The organism is Exiguobacterium sp. KJ 601 (assembly GCF_027161185.1).
GTDB lineage: Bacteria > Bacillota > Bacilli > Exiguobacteriales > Exiguobacteriaceae > Exiguobacterium > Exiguobacterium profundum.
Genome location: NZ_JADHZG010000001.1, coordinates 1,287,410 through 1,307,959 on the forward strand (window position 1 = coordinate 1,287,410; position 20,550 = coordinate 1,307,959).

Annotated in this window: 21 protein-coding genes and 1 other annotated feature; of the genes, 10 read left to right on the forward strand and 11 right to left on the reverse strand. The window is 46.1% G+C overall.

Annotated elements, in window-relative coordinates; all coding sequences use genetic code 11:
- Nucleotides 1–15: 15 nt before the first annotated feature.
- Both IRJ25_RS06605 and IRJ25_RS06610 read left to right on the forward strand, forming a co-directional pair.
- Complete coding sequence (locus IRJ25_RS06605; protein WP_269317962.1) at nucleotides 16–696, forward strand: response regulator transcription factor; 681 nt, start codon at nucleotides 16–18, stop codon at nucleotides 694–696.
- Nucleotides 686–1,828: a sensor histidine kinase gene (locus IRJ25_RS06610; protein WP_269317963.1), complete on the forward strand. Its 1,143-nt coding sequence runs from the start codon at nucleotides 686–688 to the stop codon at nucleotides 1,826–1,828. The genes IRJ25_RS06605 and IRJ25_RS06610 overlap by 11 nt, the downstream gene beginning before the upstream one ends.
- Nucleotides 1,829–1,969: 141 nt before the next feature.
- On the opposite strand, the gene IRJ25_RS06615 is transcribed toward IRJ25_RS06610, so the two are convergent.
- The 3 genes from IRJ25_RS06615 to IRJ25_RS06625 all read right to left on the reverse strand — a co-directional run bounded on the left by IRJ25_RS06615 (nucleotide 1,970) and on the right by IRJ25_RS06625 (nucleotide 5,199).
- A complete protein-coding gene (locus tag IRJ25_RS06615; RefSeq protein ID WP_269317964.1) occupies nucleotides 1,970–3,472 on the reverse strand; it encodes a PH domain-containing protein in 1,503 nt (500 codons plus the stop codon).
- Nucleotides 3,469–3,996: a PH domain-containing protein gene (locus tag IRJ25_RS06620; protein ID WP_269317965.1), complete on the reverse strand. Its 528-nt coding sequence runs from the start codon at nucleotides 3,994–3,996 to the stop codon at nucleotides 3,469–3,471. Before IRJ25_RS06620 ends, IRJ25_RS06615 begins: the two co-directional genes overlap by 4 nt.
- A gap of 111 nt (nucleotides 3,997–4,107) precedes the next feature.
- Nucleotides 4,108–5,199, reverse strand: coding sequence for an FUSC family protein (locus IRJ25_RS06625; protein WP_269317966.1), 1,092 nt, complete (start codon nucleotides 5,197–5,199; stop codon nucleotides 4,108–4,110).
- A 175-nt stretch (nucleotides 5,200–5,374) separates the two neighbouring features.
- On the opposite strand from IRJ25_RS06625, the gene IRJ25_RS06630 reads away from it, so the two are divergent.
- Nucleotides 5,375–5,995: an NAD(P)-dependent oxidoreductase gene (locus IRJ25_RS06630; protein WP_078146895.1), complete on the forward strand. Its 621-nt coding sequence runs from the start codon at nucleotides 5,375–5,377 to the stop codon at nucleotides 5,993–5,995.
- A gap of 16 nt (nucleotides 5,996–6,011) precedes the next feature.
- Nucleotides 6,012–9,398: a dynamin family protein gene (locus IRJ25_RS06635; protein ID WP_269317967.1), complete on the forward strand. Its 3,387-nt coding sequence runs from the start codon at nucleotides 6,012–6,014 to the stop codon at nucleotides 9,396–9,398.
- 145 nt (nucleotides 9,399–9,543) lie between these two features.
- On the opposite strand, the gene IRJ25_RS06640 is transcribed toward IRJ25_RS06635, so the two are convergent.
- The 5 genes from IRJ25_RS06640 to IRJ25_RS06660 form a co-directional block, all read right to left on the reverse strand.
- Nucleotides 9,544–10,524, reverse strand: a complete 981-nt coding sequence (locus IRJ25_RS06640) for a Gfo/Idh/MocA family protein (RefSeq protein WP_269317968.1) — start codon at nucleotides 10,522–10,524, stop codon at nucleotides 9,544–9,546.
- Between the two features lie 9 nt (nucleotides 10,525–10,533).
- Nucleotides 10,534–11,016: a GNAT family N-acetyltransferase gene (locus tag IRJ25_RS06645; RefSeq protein WP_147537427.1), complete on the reverse strand. Its 483-nt coding sequence runs from the start codon at nucleotides 11,014–11,016 to the stop codon at nucleotides 10,534–10,536.
- 445 nt (nucleotides 11,017–11,461) lie between these two features.
- Nucleotides 11,462–11,761 carry a hypothetical protein gene (locus IRJ25_RS06650; RefSeq protein ID WP_269317969.1) on the reverse strand — a complete coding sequence of 100 codons (300 nt, stop codon included), beginning with the start codon at nucleotides 11,759–11,761 and terminating at the stop codon, nucleotides 11,462–11,464.
- 6 nt (nucleotides 11,762–11,767) lie between these two features.
- On the reverse strand, nucleotides 11,768–12,448 hold the full coding sequence (locus IRJ25_RS06655; protein WP_269317970.1) for a hypothetical protein: 681 nt from the start codon (nucleotides 12,446–12,448) through the stop codon (nucleotides 11,768–11,770).
- Between the two features lie 100 nt (nucleotides 12,449–12,548).
- Entirely contained in the window at nucleotides 12,549–12,917 is a 369-nt protein-coding gene (locus IRJ25_RS06660; protein ID WP_196431838.1) for a PH domain-containing protein, read from the reverse strand.
- 119 nt (nucleotides 12,918–13,036) lie between these two features.
- Between IRJ25_RS06660 and IRJ25_RS06665 the strand changes: the two genes are divergently transcribed.
- The 5 genes from IRJ25_RS06665 to IRJ25_RS06685 all read left to right on the forward strand — a co-directional run bounded on the left by IRJ25_RS06665 (nucleotide 13,037) and on the right by IRJ25_RS06685 (nucleotide 15,834).
- Nucleotides 13,037–14,242, forward strand: coding sequence for a cation:proton antiporter (locus IRJ25_RS06665; RefSeq protein WP_269317971.1), 1,206 nt, complete (start codon nucleotides 13,037–13,039; stop codon nucleotides 14,240–14,242).
- A 95-nt stretch (nucleotides 14,243–14,337) separates the two neighbouring features.
- Complete coding sequence (locus IRJ25_RS06670; RefSeq protein WP_269317972.1) at nucleotides 14,338–14,634, forward strand: hypothetical protein; 297 nt, start codon at nucleotides 14,338–14,340, stop codon at nucleotides 14,632–14,634.
- A gap of 29 nt (nucleotides 14,635–14,663) precedes the next feature.
- On the forward strand, nucleotides 14,664–15,143 hold the full coding sequence (locus IRJ25_RS06675) for a helix-turn-helix transcriptional regulator (protein ID WP_159562284.1): 480 nt from the start codon (nucleotides 14,664–14,666) through the stop codon (nucleotides 15,141–15,143).
- Nucleotides 15,127–15,411 carry a hypothetical protein gene (locus IRJ25_RS06680; protein WP_269317973.1) on the forward strand — a complete coding sequence of 95 codons (285 nt, stop codon included), beginning with the start codon at nucleotides 15,127–15,129 and terminating at the stop codon, nucleotides 15,409–15,411. Before IRJ25_RS06675 ends, IRJ25_RS06680 begins: the two co-directional genes overlap by 17 nt.
- 18 nt (nucleotides 15,412–15,429) lie before the next feature.
- The gene (locus tag IRJ25_RS06685) at nucleotides 15,430–15,834 is read left to right on the forward strand and encodes a nucleoside 2-deoxyribosyltransferase (RefSeq protein ID WP_269317974.1); all 405 of its coding nucleotides are present in this window, start codon (nucleotides 15,430–15,432) and stop codon (nucleotides 15,832–15,834) included.
- A 97-nt stretch (nucleotides 15,835–15,931) separates the two neighbouring features.
- Here IRJ25_RS06685 and IRJ25_RS06690 read toward each other — a convergent pair whose 3' ends face one another.
- Entirely contained in the window at nucleotides 15,932–17,584 is a 1,653-nt protein-coding gene (locus IRJ25_RS06690) for a M3 family metallopeptidase (RefSeq protein ID WP_269317975.1), read from the reverse strand.
- A 100-nt stretch (nucleotides 17,585–17,684) separates the two neighbouring features.
- Nucleotides 17,685–17,938: a binding site (T-box leader), on the forward strand.
- A 59-nt stretch (nucleotides 17,939–17,997) separates the two neighbouring features.
- On the opposite strand from IRJ25_RS06690, the gene IRJ25_RS06695 reads away from it, so the two are divergent.
- Entirely contained in the window at nucleotides 17,998–19,230 is a 1,233-nt protein-coding gene (locus IRJ25_RS06695) for an MFS transporter (protein ID WP_331283388.1), read from the forward strand.
- Nucleotide 19,231: 1 nt separating this feature from the next.
- On the opposite strand, the gene IRJ25_RS06700 is transcribed toward IRJ25_RS06695, so the two are convergent.
- Together IRJ25_RS06700 and IRJ25_RS06705 are read right to left on the reverse strand one after the other, a co-directional pair.
- Nucleotides 19,232–20,149: an alpha/beta fold hydrolase gene (locus IRJ25_RS06700; protein ID WP_264092511.1), complete on the reverse strand. Its 918-nt coding sequence runs from the start codon at nucleotides 20,147–20,149 to the stop codon at nucleotides 19,232–19,234.
- The gene (locus IRJ25_RS06705; protein WP_214813196.1) at nucleotides 20,146–20,532 is read right to left on the reverse strand and encodes an NUDIX hydrolase; all 387 of its coding nucleotides are present in this window, start codon (nucleotides 20,530–20,532) and stop codon (nucleotides 20,146–20,148) included. The genes IRJ25_RS06700 and IRJ25_RS06705 overlap by 4 nt, the downstream gene beginning before the upstream one ends.
- Between the last annotated feature and the right edge of the window lie 18 nt (nucleotides 20,533–20,550).

Consider the following 20,550-nt stretch of genomic DNA (forward strand, 5'->3'; position numbering starts at 1 on the left):
GAGGGAGTTTCAAGCATGACAAAAATCTTGTTAGTGGATGATGATGTCCAAATCGTAGAACTGATTGATGTGTATGTAAAAAATGACGGGTATCACACGACGATGGCAACCGATGGGGAAATGGCGCTTGACTTGTTCAACCAAGAATCGTTTGACTTAATCATTTTAGATTGGATGATGCCTCGGATGGATGGGCTTGAATTTTGTAAGCGTGTGCGCCAGACGAGCCAAATTCCGATCTTAATGGTCAGTGCCAAAGTGGGTGATATGGATAAGATATTGGGATTGACGACGGGAGTCGATGACTACATCATCAAACCGTTCAATCCGCTCGAGTTGATGGCACGTATTAAAGCATTGCTGCGCCGTTCAAACTATAACCGACCAAGCAAGTCCTCAAGTGTACAAGCTGGCCCCTTCCTCATCGATCGAGCCAGCCACACCGTCATGATGCAAGAGCAGACGATTCGATTGACAGCACGTGAATTTGAGATTTTGTATTTACTAGCGAAACATAAAGGCCGGGTGTATAGCTCTGAAGAAATATTTGAGGCTGTCTGGCAAGAGCATGGCGTCGGGTCGAATCAGACGGTGATGGTTCATATCAGTAACATCCGTGAGAAATTACATGCCGTCGTGCCACATGAGGTCATCATTCATACGGTGTGGGGAGTGGGATATAAAATTGAGACATAATATATGGCGCGTCATCACGTTCATCCCGATGTGGAAACGTCTGCTGTATGTATTGATTGCGTTTGGGGTCGCCACACTGAGCGGTGCTCTGTTACTGCCTGCCGTCTGGTACTTCGAGGAGTCATCACGATTTATGGAGAGTCTGATCATCGTGTTGTCGTATTTCCGGGAAGGTGTCATCGTCATGTTTTACAGTCTGATGGTCATCGTTTGTCTCGTGTTGATTTATCAATATGAGCGTAAACGGTATTTACAGTTTCACATTGAGCGGATGACTTCACTTGTCGAAGAACTCCATGCCAATCGTGATTTGGTTGAACCATCTGTCCCGCCAGAGCTAGAGCAGTTGATGGCGACTGTTCGCGCCATCTCAGACAGTGCAGCAAAAGCGGAGCAGGAAGTGCTTCAAGCGGATCGGTTGAAACATGAGCTCGTGACGAACGTCGCCCACGACTTGCGCTCCCCCCTCACGTCAATCACGGGTTATCTTGACTTGATTCACAGCGACCGTTACCGGGACGAGGTGGAGTTGCGTCATTACATCCAAGTCATCCATGAGAACGCGACCCATCTGAAAGGCTTGATTAACGATATCTTTGACTATACATTTCTGCAAAACGACCGGATCGCCCTCCAGACAAGCGAGGTCCGTCTCGATGAATTGCTCAATCAGCTCATCATGCAGTCGACGTTACGTCTCTCGGAAGTTGGAATGGAAGCTCGATTCAGCTCCTCAGCCGAACGTCCCATCGTGGAAGGGGATGCGTTGAAGCTCGTCCGTGTGTTTGAGAATATACTCGAGAATGCGATTCGTTACGGGCGTGACGGAACGTATATCGATATGTTCATCGATGATACGGATGAAGCGGTCCTCATCAACATGACGAACTATGGCGAGGAGGCCATCCCCTCCCGTGACATCCCTTACGTGTTTGAGCGATTTTTTAGAGTGGAACAGTCACGTGCGCATTACACCGGTGGATCAGGTCTCGGTCTTGCCATCGCCAAGTCCATCATCGATTTACACGAGGGCGAGATTCACGTAACGAGCCAACCAAGAGAAACGACGTTCACAATCATTCTCCCTAAAGTCTCTTCCAATGCTGTTCATGAAAAATCATGGCTCGTGTGACCTACACGCGCCATGATTTTTCATGAACACAAAAGAGAATCAACTTCAAGCTTATGTCGGAGCGAGCCCCTTAAGCCGATTAAAAAAGACGAGCCACTCGCAACACGAGGGGGCTCGTCGATCACCTGACTGGGTTATCCGTTAGCCCGGTGTTTTCATATCTTCCTGTACCGTATAGCGAGAGAACCAGTTCAGCATGGCGTCCGCCTCTTCTTTCGGGATATCATCGATGGTCTCGACTGATAAGAATCCTCCACGTGTCGAGAACTGCACCGTACATAACCCGAAACGGCGCTGCAAGAGCGATTGCTTCACTTGAATCTGTTCGATCCGTGGTTTGTCCGTCAAGAATGAGCGGACGTTAAACGCTCCCGTTCGTAATTGGATGAATTGATCCGCGCGGACATATTTTGTGGTAACAAAACTGAGGACGCGTCCCCCGATGATGATGGCCCATAAGAGCAGGAGCCACCAGGCATAATCTCGGAAGAAATAAAGCACGAGTCCTGAGATGATGAAGCCGAACCAGCTGATTCGGAGTAGTTTGATTCCTAAGGCACGTCTAGGGAGTCGATGTAGTTCGTCCGACCATGTGAAGTGCGTGAAGTGTTCACGGAGTACTTGCATCGCCCGGTCACGACGGACGAACGGGAGAATCGTCGACGATTCATCTTTCAATTCATCCATCGTCCCTGCTGCGACGAGTTCGACCCCGACGATGTGGAACCAGCGACGAATGAACGTCTCTTTGATGCGAATCGCTTGAATCTTCTCATATGGGATCTCTTTGGCACTTCGGTTCAACAATCCCTTCTCGACGCGAATGCGTTCCCCTCTCCGCTCAAGTCGGAAGTTCCCATACTTCAAGAAATTGATGACCATGCCGATCACGATTGATACCATCAACACTCCGATGACGAGAAGACCGATGGCGATGATGGACGCATGGACGACATAATCTTCGACTTGATTAAACGCCCCATCCAAGTTGATGAAGTCGTCGATTGACGAGATAACCGTCGAGGCGACCGGGAAGATGGCGAAGACAGAGAGCGACGTGATGGATGCCAATACGATTTCGCGCGTAGATAAGGCGTACAATAGACGACTTGGTACCGGTGCTGCCTGTGCAGGTGTCTCATCCGACTCTTCTGAGTCATCTACCGCTACTCCGCTTTGTTTCCGATGACGGACCTGTTCGAGAATCTCTTCCAGTCGTTTGGCTTCAGTCGGGAAGACACCCGCTAATTTGAAAGAAGCATCGTCACTGTTGGCATTCGTATCGAACGTCAATTCGACGACACCAAGCAACCGATAGAGGAATGGACTGTTCGAATGAACACTTTGAATCTTATAGAGTGGAAGCGATTTTTCTTTTTTCAACCAATTCCCTTCGATGACATAGACAGTCTTTTCATCGAGGGCATATCGGAAGTTTAACCATCCGAAGAACTTTTGAACAATGTCGAGTAATAGGAAGAGTAAAATCCCGACTCGGATGATGATACCGAATGTCGAGTCCCAGTCGTTATTGAGCACAAAGAGTAAGACGATTGGAATGGCGAACGACTTGATGACTTCGAGAATACGCAGCACCAAAACGCGACTCGGGAGTCGATGCCATGTTAACGCGGTCTTGGTCATACGACATCCTCCTCTTCAATGCGTGCATAGATGGCAATCTGTTCACGGAGTGTTTTTGCGAATGATTCTTCAATCGCATAGATTTCGTGTGAACCGGCCGCTGTCCCGATGGTGATGGTCTGTAACCCGTATTTACGGAGAATCGGTCCTTGCTCCGCATGAACATATTGGACCTTCGTCATCGGGATGAGCACATCGTGTGTCGTGATGATCCCATGATGAATCCGAATCTCGAGAGGCTGAACGTCATACGTGAATCGTTCTTGTTTCCACTTTTGGAACCAGATGAGATCAATCAAGCTATAGACGACATCGATGACGACTAGCACGATCAAACCAATCTGTATCCAAGTCGGCCAGTCGAACCAGTAAGCGGCCGCCACGAGAGCACCTGTGACAAGAAGTCCGATGAGATAAAAAATCGCACTTGATAACCGGAAGACGGCACGTGCCTCGATTGGAAGTGTGCCGCTGATTCGTTGTGGTGTGACACCTTCTTCAGGTGTCGGTGTTGTTTCTGACATGGTGAATCCCCCTATCGTTCTTATGTATCTGTCTTTATTTTATACGCTGAAGCCACAAAAAGGTTTCGTATTGAACGAAAACAAGAAACGAGCCGAATATCGGCCCGATTCTCAGTCTTCAAAAAACCATTTCTTACGTGGTTCCACTTTTAGGTTGTCTCCATGTTTCTTCATTTCAGTGACAAGGTAGCGTTCGAGTTCATTCATTGCCTTGACCCAATCAGTCATCGTCGCCACGAGTGGCACGACAATGAGAATGAGTTCTTCCTCTTCTTCTCGCATGCGCTCAATCATCAGTTTCGCAAAGTCAAAGTTCTCATGGATGAGATCCTCTTCCCGGTCGATGAGATGCTCGTTCTCGAGCTCGTAGGCTGAAAACAGACGCTCATGTCGACGCAACAAGTGACGAATGTGGCGATACAGCTCTTTGCTCAATTGGGGAGGTAGTTGTTCAATCGTATGAAAATCATGATCGAGCTTCTCGATGACGTGGAGCGCGGCACGGTTCGTCTCAATCATTTTAGACTTCAGGACAGCTCGACGAAAGATCGGTGTCTTCTTCTCAAGCCATCGATTCGCTTTAATTTCTTCTTCAAAATAGGCGTACGTTTGTTTTGAGTCGCTATGCAACTTCTTTGTCTCTGGTAACGAGTCGAATGAGGAACGGCCGCCTTCCGTCTCCGCAAACAAGCGTGCGATCCGAACAACCATTTGAAATGTGTCGGTGATTTGTGCTTCGAGTTTCCGCTCGTAGCGAGGTGGGAACAATAGTGCATTCACAATCAATGCGACCGTAATCCCCATCATAATGAGTAGGTAACGTTCGCCCGCAAACACCCACACCGGCATATCCGACTGGCTCGCCCCTTCCATGATGAGAATCGTCGTCAAGATGACGGTCCGTGTCGTCGATTCTAAATTTAAAAAGAGAAGAATGGAGATCGCGATGATGATGACGAATCCGATAGCGATTGGTGTCGGATTCGGAGTGAGTAGCAGAAATAAGACGGAGAGTAATGCTCCAATCAGGTTCCCTTTCATCTCTTCAATTAATCGTAGTCCGGTCTGATAGACAGACGGAAGCAGTGCGAGCGATGCGGCCAGTGCCGGGACGACGATTTGTTGGAATTGAAATGCCTCGGCAATCAGCAAGACGATTGCGACCGATAGTCCGGTCTTAATAGTTCTAGCCCCAAATTTCATGTAGTGGTGCCTTCCTCTCTTACACCTGTCATATGTATTTTTTGCCTTCTTCTTCAATTCTAAAACGTACCATATTCTTTTCAAGTGGAAATGAACCATTTCAGGCAGTTTTGTGAACGCTTCCGTGTTATGATGGCGTTGGATATTTCTTTCATCTTGATGGGGAGGGGTTTACTTGTCAACAATTGCTTTATTCGGCGGAAGTGGCCGTACAGGGGAACGGATACTTGAGCGTTTATTAAATCAAGGACATGACGTCAAACTTTTAACAAGACATTCGATGGATTCTAAGGAGGGTGTCAACCAAATCATCGGAGACGCGACGGACCAAGCAGCAGTACGAGAAACGGTTCAATCTGCAGACGTCGTCATCTCGGCGTTAGGGACGGACAAACAGAACGTATTGTCTACATTCACACCACTCGTGATCGAAGCGATGAAACAATTTAACGTAACACGTATCATCACGGTCGGGACCGCCGGCATCTTACAGGCTCATGATAGCGACAACTATCGCTTTGAAACGAAAGAATCGAAGCGTACGATGACAACCGCAGCCGAAGATCATGCCCGTGCTTATGAGTTATTACGGGATTCAGGTTTAGCCTTCACAATCATATGTCCGACTCAACTGATCGATGAGCAATCGGACGGAGACATCATCATCTCAAAAAAGGTATTAGGCACGAAACAATCAGGTCCAATCTCGAGGAACGATGTCGCCGATTTAGCAATGGATTGTTTAACGAATGATGCATATGTCGGACACCGTGTCGGCATCACGACGGAATCATAATTAGGGGATGGGAAACATGCACGAACAACGAGAACAATTAGCACGACTCGCTTTAACGTTTGAACAAGAGGAGATGACGGACGCTGCACGACTCGCTCGGACAGCCCTACAAAAAGTAACGAATGAAGAAGTCTGGATTGCCGTCTGTGGTCACTTCTCAGCCGGGAAGTCGACATTGCTCAACGACTGGCTAGAGGACGGATTCCTTCCGACAAGTCCGATTCCGACAAGTGCCAATATTGTCACGTTGCGGGGTGGAGAATCAGCGGCAGCCGTCGCGATCAATGATACGGATTGGATTTCATTAGACGCTTCTTCCCTATCAAACATCAGTGACTATTGCAAAGTCGAGGAAATTAAGGAAGTCGAGTATACGATTGACCGATTCCCGTTTGATGAACACGTCGTGTTGATGGATACGCCAGGGATTGACTCAACGGATGAACGACATCGCCAAGCGACGGAGCGCTCGCTCTTCTTGGCCGATCACTTGTTCTTCATGATGGACTACAACCATGTCCAATCGGAACAAAACATCGGACTAATGAAACAATTTAGCCGGGAAGGTCGTCCCTATTCCATCATCATTAACCAAATCGACAAGCATGATGAGGATGAGCTTTCCTTTGTGGGCTTCAAGGCGTCATTGACGAAAGCATTCCGTCATCATGACATCGTTCCAAATGACACGTTCTATATCTCACTTCGTGATTTGAAGCATCCACATAACGAAGTCGAGCGCTTGCGGTCGTATGTGCGACAAGTCATCACGGACTCGAGACAGCAGCAAGTCAAGCATGCGGATGCATTGATTCATACGCTAGTCCGCCGCAACGAAACATCGATTCAATCGACGTTGAATCAATTGCCAACTTATGAAAAGAGTCCGAAGGAAATGCAGTCACGTCTACATCGCCTTGAGAAGAAACGGGCATGGTGGACATCATTCCGTCGCGAATTTTTCAAACATCAGGCACCAATCGTCGAAAGTGCACCGATCATGACTTATGAGTTCCGTGAGTTATTACACTCTTATCTCGAGAGTTGTTCTCCTTCTTTCAAGGTCGGACTATTGTTCTCGAAAGAGAAGACGAAGCAGGAACGAGCTCGTCGTGAGGAAGTGGCCGCCAAAGAGTTCAACCGTCTGATTGATATGAACTTACGACCGCACCTCGTGAAGTACGCGGAAGACATCATCCGAGATTTGAAACTTCCAGAGACCTTGCTACCGAAAGGCGATGTCCTCCCGATTGCACCGAGCTCACTCATCACCGAACAAGTGAAATCCGGCGCATCCCTAAGTGGTGACACGGTGTTACAGTTCAGTCGTGACATCGAGACGGCCCTTGCGTCATGGGTGACGAAAGTATCTGAACCTTGGGTCCATTCGACGGATACGTACATGAAAGCGGAAGTCGACATGCGCTTGGAACAATTTACGACTGAAGAGGAAGCGTTGTATGAAGCGCTCGATACGGAAGCGTTACGGATTCGTCTTTCGAACCGTCTGAATGCTATCGGTCAATATGAAGTGTTGCAACTTGATTCAAATCAGTTAGATCAGTTGGCCGTTCGAAACTATGTCGACGCGACGTACCTTCCTGAAAAACAGTCGAATGTTGTTGAATCAGAGGTTGCATCGACGTCGATTTTAGATGATGATGAGGACTTGTTTGATTTTAATTTTTCTTATGAAAATGCGGTATGTGAAATATTAGAGAATCATCCATTGTTCCGCTCCCGTGTCTCGACATTACGTAAGAAAATCGAGCGCGCGAAGCATGAGCAATATACGTTCGCCATCTTCGGTGCGTTTTCGGCCGGAAAATCATCGACCCTCAATGCCCTTCTCGGGGAGACGGTTCTACCGACCTCACCGAACCCATTGACGGCTTCGATCACAAAAATCGTACCGCCAGATGGTCGGACGAATCGAACGGCGATGATCACCTTCAAATCACGGGATGAACTTGAAGATGAGCTACAAGGTTACGGGACTTCCCTCACCTCGCTCGATGTCGACCACCCGTTCGTCAATGCGGTAAAAGCGGCACCGCTCGATTATCTCGGACAAACGGAAATCGTCGACTATGACACGTTCTGCGCGTTCGTCGCACAAGAAGAGAAAAGCTGTATCGTGAAAGAAATCGAACTATATCTCGACTCCCCTTGGGCACGACGTGGTATCGTCTTCGTCGATACGCCAGGTGCCGATTCACAGTTCAACCGACATAGCGAGGTACAGTTCGGCTACATGCGTGACGCGGACGCCGTCTTGTTCGTCACGTACTATAATCATGCGTTCACGGAAGCGGACCGGGAGCTCGTCATTCAGCTCGGACGGGTCCAAGGGACGGGAGATCACGAGATGTTCTTCCTCGTGAACGCCTCTGATCTTGCGACAGATGACGAGGAGCGGGATGCGGTCACAAGCTATGTCTCACAACAGTTGACCGCGCTCGGTGTCCGCAGACCAAGCGTTCTCCCCATCTCAAGCCGAAACGCCATGCATGGGGATGACGAAGGATTCGATCGATTCGTCTCGACACTTGAACGCTATGTCGACAAAGACCTTCGTCTCGCCAACGCGATGCGTATACAGGAAGAAACGACAGCGCTACTCGCTGCATTTAATCGTGTTTTGAATGAAGCGAAAGAAGACGCGTCGGCGAAAGAACATCGTCGCCAACAGTTGATCGCTTTACTCGAGAACCCACCGGCACTCGATGTGTCAGCACTCATCGATTTGTTTGACCGGGAAGCGAAAGAACTCCTCGCACACCTCGAGACGCGATCACTCCTCCGTCTCTCGGACTTCGTCAAGGAGACGTTCCATCCGGTCGAGGTCGATGGGTCAAGGAAGAGCTTGGAGCGTGCCCTCGGACGGACACTCGATAAGTATGCCTATGACATCCAACAAGAGCTCCAAGTGTTCCAGTATCGGTTGGAGCGATACGTTAAACGCGAGTTCGTCGCCTTGGTCGAACGGTTGACAGAACGTCAAGCGTCTCTCCTTCCGACGCTTGAATTCGACCGAGAACTCGACGTGGCATGGCTACGAGAGGCTGTCGAACCGATTCATCTCGAGACATCACCTTATCAGTCGGTGTTGAAGCGCTATAAGAATGCGAGTCAATTTTTCGAGGGAGACGGACGGACGCAACTGAAGGATGAGTTGACCTCACTTCTTCGCGATATGATTCGGTCGCGTCTTGAAACGATTCATACGAAGCAAATCGAACGGGCCAACACGGAAATCAGTAAAGCTGAAGTCGAGATTGAACGAGAGTGGTCGACTCAATTGAAAGAACTTACCGATGCAGAGCTCAGCATGTTGACGGACAACCATTCCTTTGATGAGATGCATGAACGTCTCGAATCGCTCAGAAAGGAAACGGTATGAACACATTACTGCTCATCGGACTCATTCCCGCTGTCGTTATGACGATTGTTCTGGGGCTGTTTCTGAGATATCTCTATTTGAACAAAGAATAACGGGAACGGTCCTCGATGCGCACATGACATCGAGGACCGTTTTAAGTTTGTATTTATTTGTCTGCTGGATAGGCCACGCCAAGCTGTGTTCGAACGTTCGTCATCACATCAGCAAGACGAATCATGTCATTTACTGTATGTACAACTGTTTCCGAAGCACTAGCTTCGATCGCACGGACGAACGCTTCGATCTCATATGACATCGGAGCATTCTGTGATTCTGATACGATTTCTGACGTGCCATCTCGCAACTCTAGACGGACTTCATCACACGTCGCAATATCGTCGATGACGATGCGTCCTTTTTCCCCGATGATCTCAGAAGGAGTCGATGTCGCATGGATCTTTGAATGCATGATGATCACATCCAAATCGTCATAAGAGAGAATGACCGTTCCGCTCCCGTCCACTCCCGATTCCAGCTTCACCCCGCTCGCCTGGATCTCATTCGGCTGACCGAACAGTTTCAAAGCAGGCCCGAGGAGATAGACACCGAGGTCCATCAACGAGCCGTTCGAAAAATCAGGGTTGAATGTGTTCGGATTCTCCCCTTGTTTATAGAGGTCGTATCGTGAAGAATACTGTGATTTATTGAAGACGGCCCGACGCACCGGAGCAATTCGCTCCATCGCCTGTTGAATCCGTTCAAAATTCGGCATGAACAAGTTTCGAAGCGCTTCAAGTAAGACGACCTGGTTCTCCTTCGCCACTTCGATCATACGAGTGACTTCCTGGACGTTCGAGGCGAGTGGTTTTTCACAGAGGACGTGCTTCCCATGCTGCATGAACAAGATGCTCTGTTCGGCGTGAAGTGAATTCGGGCTCGCAATATAGACGGCATCGATGACATCACTCTGCGCCATCTCTTCAAGTGACGTAAACGTATGTAAGATGGAGTGACTCGCTGCATATTCGTTAGCACGTGATTCTGTGCGCGAATAGAGAGCTGTCACTTCTACGTCATCCAACTGATTGATTGTGTCAATAAACCAGTCTGTGATGAAGTTTGTACCAATAATGCCAAAACGGATCATGTGAATTCCTCATTTCTGTTCTTTCAGTTTTTTGATGAGTAAAATTTCATCCAATAAAGGAATCTTATCATATCCGACATGTGGGATTGTCGCTTTCAGTTTTCTTGCCCGCGTCACCGCATCATGAATGATTCGTTCTAGACGATAGCCACGACGTTGATAAAAGCCAAGCGCTCTCAAATTATCATTGGTTGTGATGACGATTAATTGCTTAACTCCGTGCTGCATACCAATTTCTTCAACAGCATGGAGTAAGTGAGAGCCGATCCCACTATTCTCGATCAGACTATCAAGAGATATGATTTCTACTTCTTCATCCCGAATAACATACGTAACAAGACCGTGAATTTGATTTGTTTTCATGTAGACAAATCCTTCGAGCTCTGCACAATCGTATGTTCCCGAAGAAACGACCATTTGAGTTGAACCCCAATGTTTAACAAAAAAATTGCGAATGTCTTCTTGCATACTAGTATTGATTGGTACAATCATTTAGTTCATCCCTGTCTATATATTATTAAATATTAATTGCGGTATTTGAAATATGGTAAGCCTAATTATTCTCATATCAATTGGTTGGATTCTGAAGGACTTCGGCACGCTCTCTCTCTTTAAACCGCCAACGATAAACCTTTTCCTCTTTATCCACATAGGCAACACCGTCTTCTATCATCAACGACGAACAACCAAGGAGATGACGTGGCATCGGATAGGAGTCAATCCGTCCGTTCATTTGGACATGGACGAGACGACCGTCTATTGAAGAGATGACCCACACCCCCTTCTCTGATGCACACATCACGTCACAATTATGAAGGACCGGGGCCTTTCTGATCTCTTGATTATAGCGAAAACGTACGGCTCCCTCTGTTGATAAGCAGACGAGTGCTTTGGACGAGAGCCCTTCTCCAAAGATGCCCTCGTCCCCGTACCCGATTCAGATTCCTGTTGCATTTATCACAACCGCTGCAATCGCGTTACCTGCTTGAAAGGAATGTTTGATATGTCCGTCTGCATCTAGCACCCACGCATTGATTGGTTCTCCTTCTAACGTAAACGCCCAGATGAACAAGTGATTCTCGTCAATGATTCGAATACCCGCCACATATTCATGACGTTTGAAGTCCATAATCAACCCATTCCAATGGATGTAGAATTGATGATTGGTCTTGACCAAACGAGCGGAACCCATTGACTTGCGCGCATCGGAATCAACCTCCTCTATTTCATCGTTCATACACTATCACCCCTCACCGTCTTCGAATCGCTTAAACTCCAACGCTGCTCGAAATCGTCTAGATTCTTCATCACTCACCACTACATCCATATATCTTGATTTCCAATATGGGTAGAGGTCCAACTCGTCCACACCGATTCGCTTGAACCAATCCAACACCGTCTCATTCGGTTGATGTCTTGAGGCAATCGGCAAGTCCAGATTGAACTGGATGAGCGCATTCCGAATCGCGCTATCGGTCCATTGAACCTCTTTGGATTCCACAAATCCATTTGCTTTAGCCTTACGCTCTCTTCGTTTTACGGCGTCACTCGAGAAATCAATAGTCGAGATGACACGCTTTCTTTTCCGTAGCATGCTGAGCGTCAAAATCAGGAGAACAATCAAACCCCCAATAAGGAACCATAACCAGTATGAATTTCCGGACTCGGTTACTGTCCCTCCTGTTTCGAACGTATAGTCTAAAAAGTCATTCTTCAAGAATTGAAAATCCTCATCATCTTTCAGACGAAACTTCCCTCCATATTCACCTCTGCTGGTTCCGTCCTCTCCAGAAAAGAGAAGCACGATCCCACCTTTTGTCGGGTCGTGAAACCAATCCCAAAACAGTCGAGCCAAATAGATGAATCCAGTCACCAACATCAAACTACCTAACATGACCATCAATAGTCGGATTGTATATCGCATCGTAACCTCCGTCACACATTATGTACTATCGTATCACGACATACAATGAATTGTCAGAAAAATCCAAATAAAAGGACCGAAAGATTTTCGGTCCACTATTTTACAAAATTGCTTCTGCGAGCAGACGGTCGAACTTACGCACGTCCACTTTCTTGTTCAAATTGATTTTAATTGTACCGGCGCGAGTGAACAGCTGGACTTCGGAATTAAAGTCGAACATCCTCCCCGCATTCTCCGTCGAGTACATATTGATCGAGTCGTACGGAAGCGAGTAGACCTCAATTTTTTTACCCGTCAGTCCTTGTGCGTCACGGACAATCAGACGTTTGTTCGTGAAGACGGCGACGTCACGGACAGTCTTATAAGCCGCGACCGCCCGCTCCCCATCGATGAATGACTCCGTGATATCACTCGGCACCTCACATTCGGAATAAAACGTCCAAGATAACTCTCCAATCGGGTTTCCCATATTGATTCCTCCCTGAATAAATGACATGTACTACCACCTATATTCCACATTTTTCGTTTGATTAGACCTCGAATGGGAAGATAATGTATAGCATGTTGATTGTAGAGGAGGGCATCGTCATGATTGCGCAGCAAATCATCACATTACTACTGATTGGCTATTTCATTTATTTGATTGATTCCAAACGAAATTATTTCCCTGTTCCGGTCATCTTGGTATTGATCGGAATAGCGCTCTCATATATCGCTTTTTTTGATTCGGTATTCATTTCAAAAGATATGATCTTCGAGGTGTTCCTACCGGCACTTCTGTTTACATCGGCTTATCAGTTCAAATACAAAGATTTGAAAGACAATATCGGGATCATCACGATATTGAGTACGGTCGGTCTTGTCTTGACTGCCATCTTGATGGGATATGGCACGTTTTGGATCAGTGAGTTGTTTACACCACTCAGTTTGACCGCCTCTTTCTTATTGGCGTCCATCTTGATTCCGACCGACCCTGTTTCCGTAACCGCGATCTTAAAGCGGAGTAAAGGAGAGAAGCGGATTGCGGACGTCGTCGAAGGTGAATCGATGGTGAACGACGGGACGAGTGTCGTCATCTTCACGATTTTTCTTAGTATGTTCGCAACGGGAGAGCGGTTCTCCACGCTTAGCTTTTTAAGTGAATTTTTGATAGTGTCTGCTGGAGGAATCGGGATCGGCTTCGTCTTTGGATTTGTACTTAAAAAATTGATGATTGTCAGTTTTAAAAAGCATGAACTCGTCATGTTGACGATCGTTGTCGCGTACGGGGCTTTCTATCTTGCCGACGCACTAGAAGTATCGGGTGTCCTTGCGACCGTGACAGCAGGCATGATGCTCTCCCATGAGCTTGGCATGAAAGAAAATTATGAATCGGTCCAACGTCACTTGGATGGATTTTGGGACATTGTGATTCCCATGCTACTCGCTCTCTTGTTCTTGTTGATTGGAATCGAAGCGACCAGCTACCTGTCTATATCGCTCTGGACGTTCGCAGCCCTTTTATTCTTCCTTTCCATCCTGACCCGGTTCATCGTTGTCGGCGGTCTCGTCTATTCCGTCCCTGTCTGGCGAAAGGAATTTAAAGACGATTTGACAGCGACTTCTCTCCTTACTTGGTCCGGGATTAAAGGAACAATGTCGATTGCGCTCGTCCTCTGGCTAGAGGCAGAGAACATTGACGGGTCGAGCGAAATGATTTCTCTCGCCTTTGCCGTCATCCTCCTCTCTCTTGTCTTACAGAGTATTGGTGTTTATCCGCTCACTACCTATTTAACGAATAAAGATGACACGTGAAAAAATCCTTCTTCCGGAGGATTTTTTTATTCGGGAATTGACATCGACTACTTTAAGTGTAAAATTACACTTGTAATATACTAGGAGGTGATCTGTTGGAAAACACTTCAACACCATCCGCTGCCATCTCTACTGGGATCGTGACCGTCGCGCTTGCACTCGTCGCTTCATTTCTTACCCCATCATTTTTGAAAGTCGGAATCATCTGGGATATGGTCGCTTTCTTAGTGATCGGGATTGCGACATTCAGTTTTACATACCATTATTATCAATCAAAACGGTTGTCCTATTGGCAATACATTTGCTGTTATGTTGTCGTCTGTCTCTTTTTATTCACCGTGTTTCTCGGAATCTCATGGTTACTGATTTTCATAAGCTCGGCGACGCTCTGAGTCGAACAAACAGGAAGGAAGAACCGATTATGAAAAAATCCGAATTTATTGGACAAGTCTCTCGAAAAATGAAATTGATTCGCATCGAATCCCAGTATTCACAGGAAGAGATGGCGAACTTACTTGGGATTTCAAAAAAAACACTCATCCAAATCGAGAAGGAGAGAAATGAAGCAAGCTGGTCGACGATTGTGACGCTATGCGCGCTGTTCAATGAAAGTGAGATACTCGTACACTTGATTGGCGACGACCCCGTTGAATTCGTCAAACTGATTGCAACCGAGAACACATACGAGCCGAAAGAAAAAACACTCGGCGGACGTGTCTTTTGGCATGCGATCAAAGAGGGGTCCCACTTCATTCTTCAACAGAACATCATCAGCGGACATTACCGCATCATCGATCTCGATCATGTGAGATGGTACAGCACGTTTGATGCGGAAGATGCCGAACAGGTGCGGTTGAAGTTGGAACTTCATCGTGAGGAATCAGATGACACGAAAGCATAAAGATTTGATGATGGCTTTCTGTCTAATCGTCATAACAATCGTCTACTTTTGGCTGATCCCAAACATCGCGTATGACTACATTTGGTTCGTTGGCACAATCATTTTACTCGTACTCTCGTCTTTATCAATCACGCGCTTGATTCAATCATACGTTCCACTTTCTTTGATGAAATTCGTCCTGATTAGCGTGATTTTTTTCCTTGTACTCTGTTGTCTGTTGATTATCCTATTTTATGTCGTAGCGCTTTACCAGATGATCCATTTGTGACGAATTGGAGGTCTTTGTATGCGATTTTATGTCGGTTCAAGCTTTTCAAACATCGAAGAAGTACGGTTCATGCGTAATGAGCTGATTGCGCTCGGTCACACCCATACATATGATTGGACTCAAAACGAACGCGCCACATCGATTGATGCATTACGCTCGATTGGCGAAGAGGAGGTTTCTGGAATTCAATCAGCGGACTTTGTCGTCATCCTATTGCCTGGAGGTAAAGGCGCACATGTTGAACTCGGGATTGCACTCGGAATGAACAAATCGGTCTTTTTATACGATTTGGGTGATCAGATGATGAATATGAAGGAGACGAGCACGTTTTATCATGTGAATGCGGTACAACGCTTGGAGGGACCGTTCAACGCCCTCCCCTACCAAATTCAAGATCGATTGAAGCTCTCTAATCACGTTTGAGCTGATGCCCTTTATTCTCACGGAATCGAGCTGGGGTGCATCCTACCCATTCCGTGAAATGCTTGTTGCGTTAATCTATATTTAATAGGTACTTAGATTATTCAATTCTACCCAATTGCATCACCAAATGTTGAATTTCAGCATTTAAGAAATCAGTCAACTCGACTAATTCTTCCTCAGATGGAAACAAGGATACGCCTGCTACTCGATAAGTATCAGGAATCGAAGCAGTACCACCTAAAGCTAATGCATTCTTATATTGGTTCAGAGTGTCGACTGGATGTTGCCTATACTGCATATACATGCGAAGTGCAGCAATCTGAGCAAGCGCATATTCTATGTAATAGAAAGGTGTTTCAAAAAGATGAATCACGCGCAGCCACTCTTTTCCTTTCAAATCACTCACATCGCTCCAATCAATCAAATCAGTCTCATATTGATCGACTAAGCGTTTGAATATTTCATCAAATGTGTCCACGTTCTTTTCTGAATCATATAGATTATGTTGAAATTGGTCCACGATGAAAACACTTGGTAAAAATTCGATGATTAATCGAAACTGTTCTAGTTTAGCTTGAATGAAAGCTCGTTCATCGGAAAAGATGTTTGTCCAATGGTCCATCGAAAATAGCTCTAGTGACATGGCTGCGAATTCGCCGACTTCAAACGAAATGGTCTGCGCTTCGAAAAATAGGTGTTGTTGTGAGAGATCATGGTGGATGGCGTGACCCATTTCATGCAATAACACAACGTAGTCATCAAATCCGCCGAATCGGTTCATAAAAATGAAAGATGATTTTGAGTCGGGTAAAGATTCACAAAATCCACCTTCCGCTTTATTCGGTCGAGGCGTTAGATCGAGATGGCCCTTCGCACACATGTCAAAAAAGAGTTTTCCAAAGTAAGGATCGAGTTCATTCAAGATTCGTTCCGTCCCACCGATTAAGTCATGCAACGAAACGGATAAATCGTGATGATTCGAAAAGGGAGAAATGAATGAATCCCATGGCGAAAGTTTCGATTTCTTCAATTCCTTTGTCTGTAGTTGCTGGAACGAGCGGCGAAGTGGCTCAAAATGTTTACTCACTTGATTCGCAAATCGTATACAATCCTCGGCATCATAATCTAGACGGCCTAGCTTCATAAAGGCTAGTTCACGATAACTCTTAGCGTTTAATCGTTGTGCCTGATGTTCCCGATTTTGAATAAGAATTCTCAAGCATTCAGTGATGTCACCTTCTGTTGAGACATACGCTCTATAAATGAGCGTAAAAGCCTGTTTACGGATGGATTCGTCAGCATCGTATAGGTCTCCATGAAGTTCCGCAATCGACTTAGAATGATCTGTCGGGTCAGTCAATTGACCGATTATTTGCAAATACTTCTGTATAAGTTGATCCTCTTCGATCAATAAATCAACATTCTCTTCATGATAAAGATTCATCCGATTTCGCATTAGGCGCGTCACGTGATCCTCATCCTTAATAGACTGTAATATAATTCGTGAAACATGTCTTTTCAGCTCATTGAGTGCAGGTTTTATCACGGTTTGAACATGATGTTGTCTTTGATTTGCTTCTTCACAATCGCTGTGTCGCTGTACGTCAATGTAACTCTTTGTGACGTATTCATCATATCTCCCGATCAATATCAAATGTTTCGATATGAAGCCATCTAACTGATTGGAATCAATTGTATGAAAAGTCGCAAGTACTTGGTTCGTCTCTTTTATCTCTTTATAGTCGATCAACACTGCACCTCAATTCTTCGTTAGCATTCTATATTATAGTTATGGATGAATTGTTGTTTCCAATTTTTTCACAATGTGCTATCCTTTTAAAAATGATCTGACAAACGCGATGAAGAGAACAGTACATCAATGAATCTTTCGTAGAGAGCTCCGTCTGGTGAAAAGGAGTAAAGAACGTTGATCGAAACAAACCTCTGAGCAGCGCTATGGAACTCACCCCGAGGGATGTGGCGACGGGAACTCCCGTTATAGAGTTGAGGTATAGTCCGATTCATTCGGCAGTACCGAATAAGGTTCGTGCGGTGACGTACGGACGAACAGGGGTGGCACCACGATGAGAATCTCGTCCCCAAGACTTCGTTCTTGGGGGTGGGATTTTTTTGCGTTCCGAAAGTGATTAAAAAATAGAAGGAGTGATTGACTTGAACTCGTTTCGAAAAACCTCTACGCTACTGCTCGTTAGTGTCGGAATCTCAAACCTTGGTGCCTGGATATACTTCATTGCGCTCAACTTGATTATCTTAGAGATGACTGGATCCCCTTTCGCCGTCTCGATTCTCTATGTATTAGTCCCGCTCGCCTCGCTCGTCTCGAATCTTTGGTCCGGTAGCCTGATTGACCGGGTCGATACGAGACGACTGATGATGTTACTGGATGGTCTGCGTGCGTTTCTCGTATTCAGCTTAGGCTGGATTGATTCACTGTGGCTCATCTACGGGATCGTCTTTCTTCTCAATGTGATGAGCTCGTTATTCGAATCATCGAGTCTGGTCTACATGACGCAACTCGTACCTGCCTCGAACCGACAAAAGTTCAATGCGATGAAGAACTTTGTACAGTCATCCGGGTTTATTCTAGGTCCGACGATTGCAGGACTGCTCTTTCTAGTCGGGAGCCCAACATTTGCGATTTTCGTGAATGCGTTCGCACTCATCGTCTCGGTCAGTATGTTGTCGCGACTTCCGTCTCATCATCGAACAGAAGCGTCGATTGAACCATTCTCTGTAAGAATAATTATCGAGGATTGGAAAATGGTCGTACGATTTGCATCAAATGCCAAATACGTGACGCTCATCTATGGATTGTTCTGTGTCATGACCATCTTCATGTCTGGGCTCGATTCCTTGGAGGCGTCATTCGCGACCCAAGTTCTTCACTTGTCTGAGAGCCGATATGGGTTTCTCGTCAGTATCGCTGGGATTGGGATCATCTTTGGATCACTCATCAATTCAAGATGGAGTCACCGCTTGTCCTTATCGTTTTGTATCGGATTCGGGGCGATCATGACACCAGTCGGCTATCTCCTATTCGCAAGTTCATCCTCGTTCACAATGGCTTCCATCGGATTTTTTGTCCTGACATTCGCGCTTGCCTTTGCAAATACAGGATTCTTATCATTCTATCAACACCATGTCCCGGTCGAAATCATGGGTAGGTTCTCTGGCGCTATCAATGTGGCAGAGTCGCTACTCGTCATCCTACTCACATTTGGGATTGGACTCCTTGCCGAAATGATTGGGATTCGCCCGGTCTATCTCGCATTCTCGATTATCTTCTTTCTTGTTGGTTGTTACACCATACATGTCATGCGCGACCGTTCGAAACGGGAGTATTTCAATCACAATCAAATCGAAGAAGTGTCTTAAGTCATGAGCCGGTCGTTTTTATGCGACCGGCTTGTTCGATTCGATGAATCGCTTCGATGATTGTGTCTGGTCGTTGTAAATGAATTTGGTGTCCTGCCTTTTCTGCGATGATGAGTTCCGATTGATTTGATAATCTCAACTGTTGATGGATCAGATCATGCCACGTCTCTTCTAGCAAGCGAATTTCAGCCTCAGGTAACCCTCCATTTATCCCTTCTTCAATCATCGCTTCAGAATCTCGACCGATGACAATTAACGGGATTGATGAAAAGGTACCCATTTGTTTGATGATTGAGGCATCGTCATGCCAAAACGATTCTTCTTCCAACATCGTTTTATACAACTGAGGAGATTGATAAAAACGCTTGAGACGTGCGAGTACATCTGATGATAAGCCTTGTTGTTCGAGTGAAAGTTCTGGCTGATGGAGTCGCTCTAATTCTTCTTTCGATAGATTTGAATAAGAACGACACATCGTCCGCCAATCTTCATCTGAATACTGACCATCCATTATAGGCGTTTCTAACTCATCTAATATTGAAAGGTTATGGGAAGTGGAATCAACGAGTAGGACTCCTATTACTCTATCCAAAATAAGTTTGGCCATGTGTTGCGCGCACAGACCTCCGTAAGAATGACCGACTAATATGATTGGTTGTTTTAGCTGAAGGGCATCCAACAATTCTGTACATTCAAGAAGATGAGATGACGTTCGACTCGAGCGCATATTTATCTCGCTCTCACCATAACCTGAGCGATGATAAAGCAATACTTGATACGACTCGCTTAATTGTTCAGAAAGAGAAACCCACTCTTCGAATGAACCTCCCATTCCTGTCATCACCACGATGAGGCGTTCCCCGGAACCGAATAATCGATATTCCATGTGATATCCATTGACTTCAATCACTCTATTCATACACTCCACCGTTTAATCAGCTCAAGATCCTCTGGAAATGCAAGTTCCAATCGCTCCAATTCATGAATCGACCACCAATTGACTTTATCGATGTCCGAGTCGATAGTTGCGGTCGCCAACCGCTCCTTACACGTTGCCAAGAAATAATGTGTCTCGACCTGAAAGTTTGATATGATGGCTCGTTTGATATGTAGTCGTTGATCAACAGAAGTGCGATAGCCCGTCTCTTCTAACACTTCGCGCCGACAACACTGTTCCGGAGTTTCTCCGTCTTCTAGACCACCTGATGGCAAACTCCATTGTTGTATGTCACGATTCTTTACGAGTAGGACTTCCTGCTCTTCGTTGATGCATAAAGCAGCTGATCCAATCCATTGTTCCATAGTCTTATTACTCCTTTT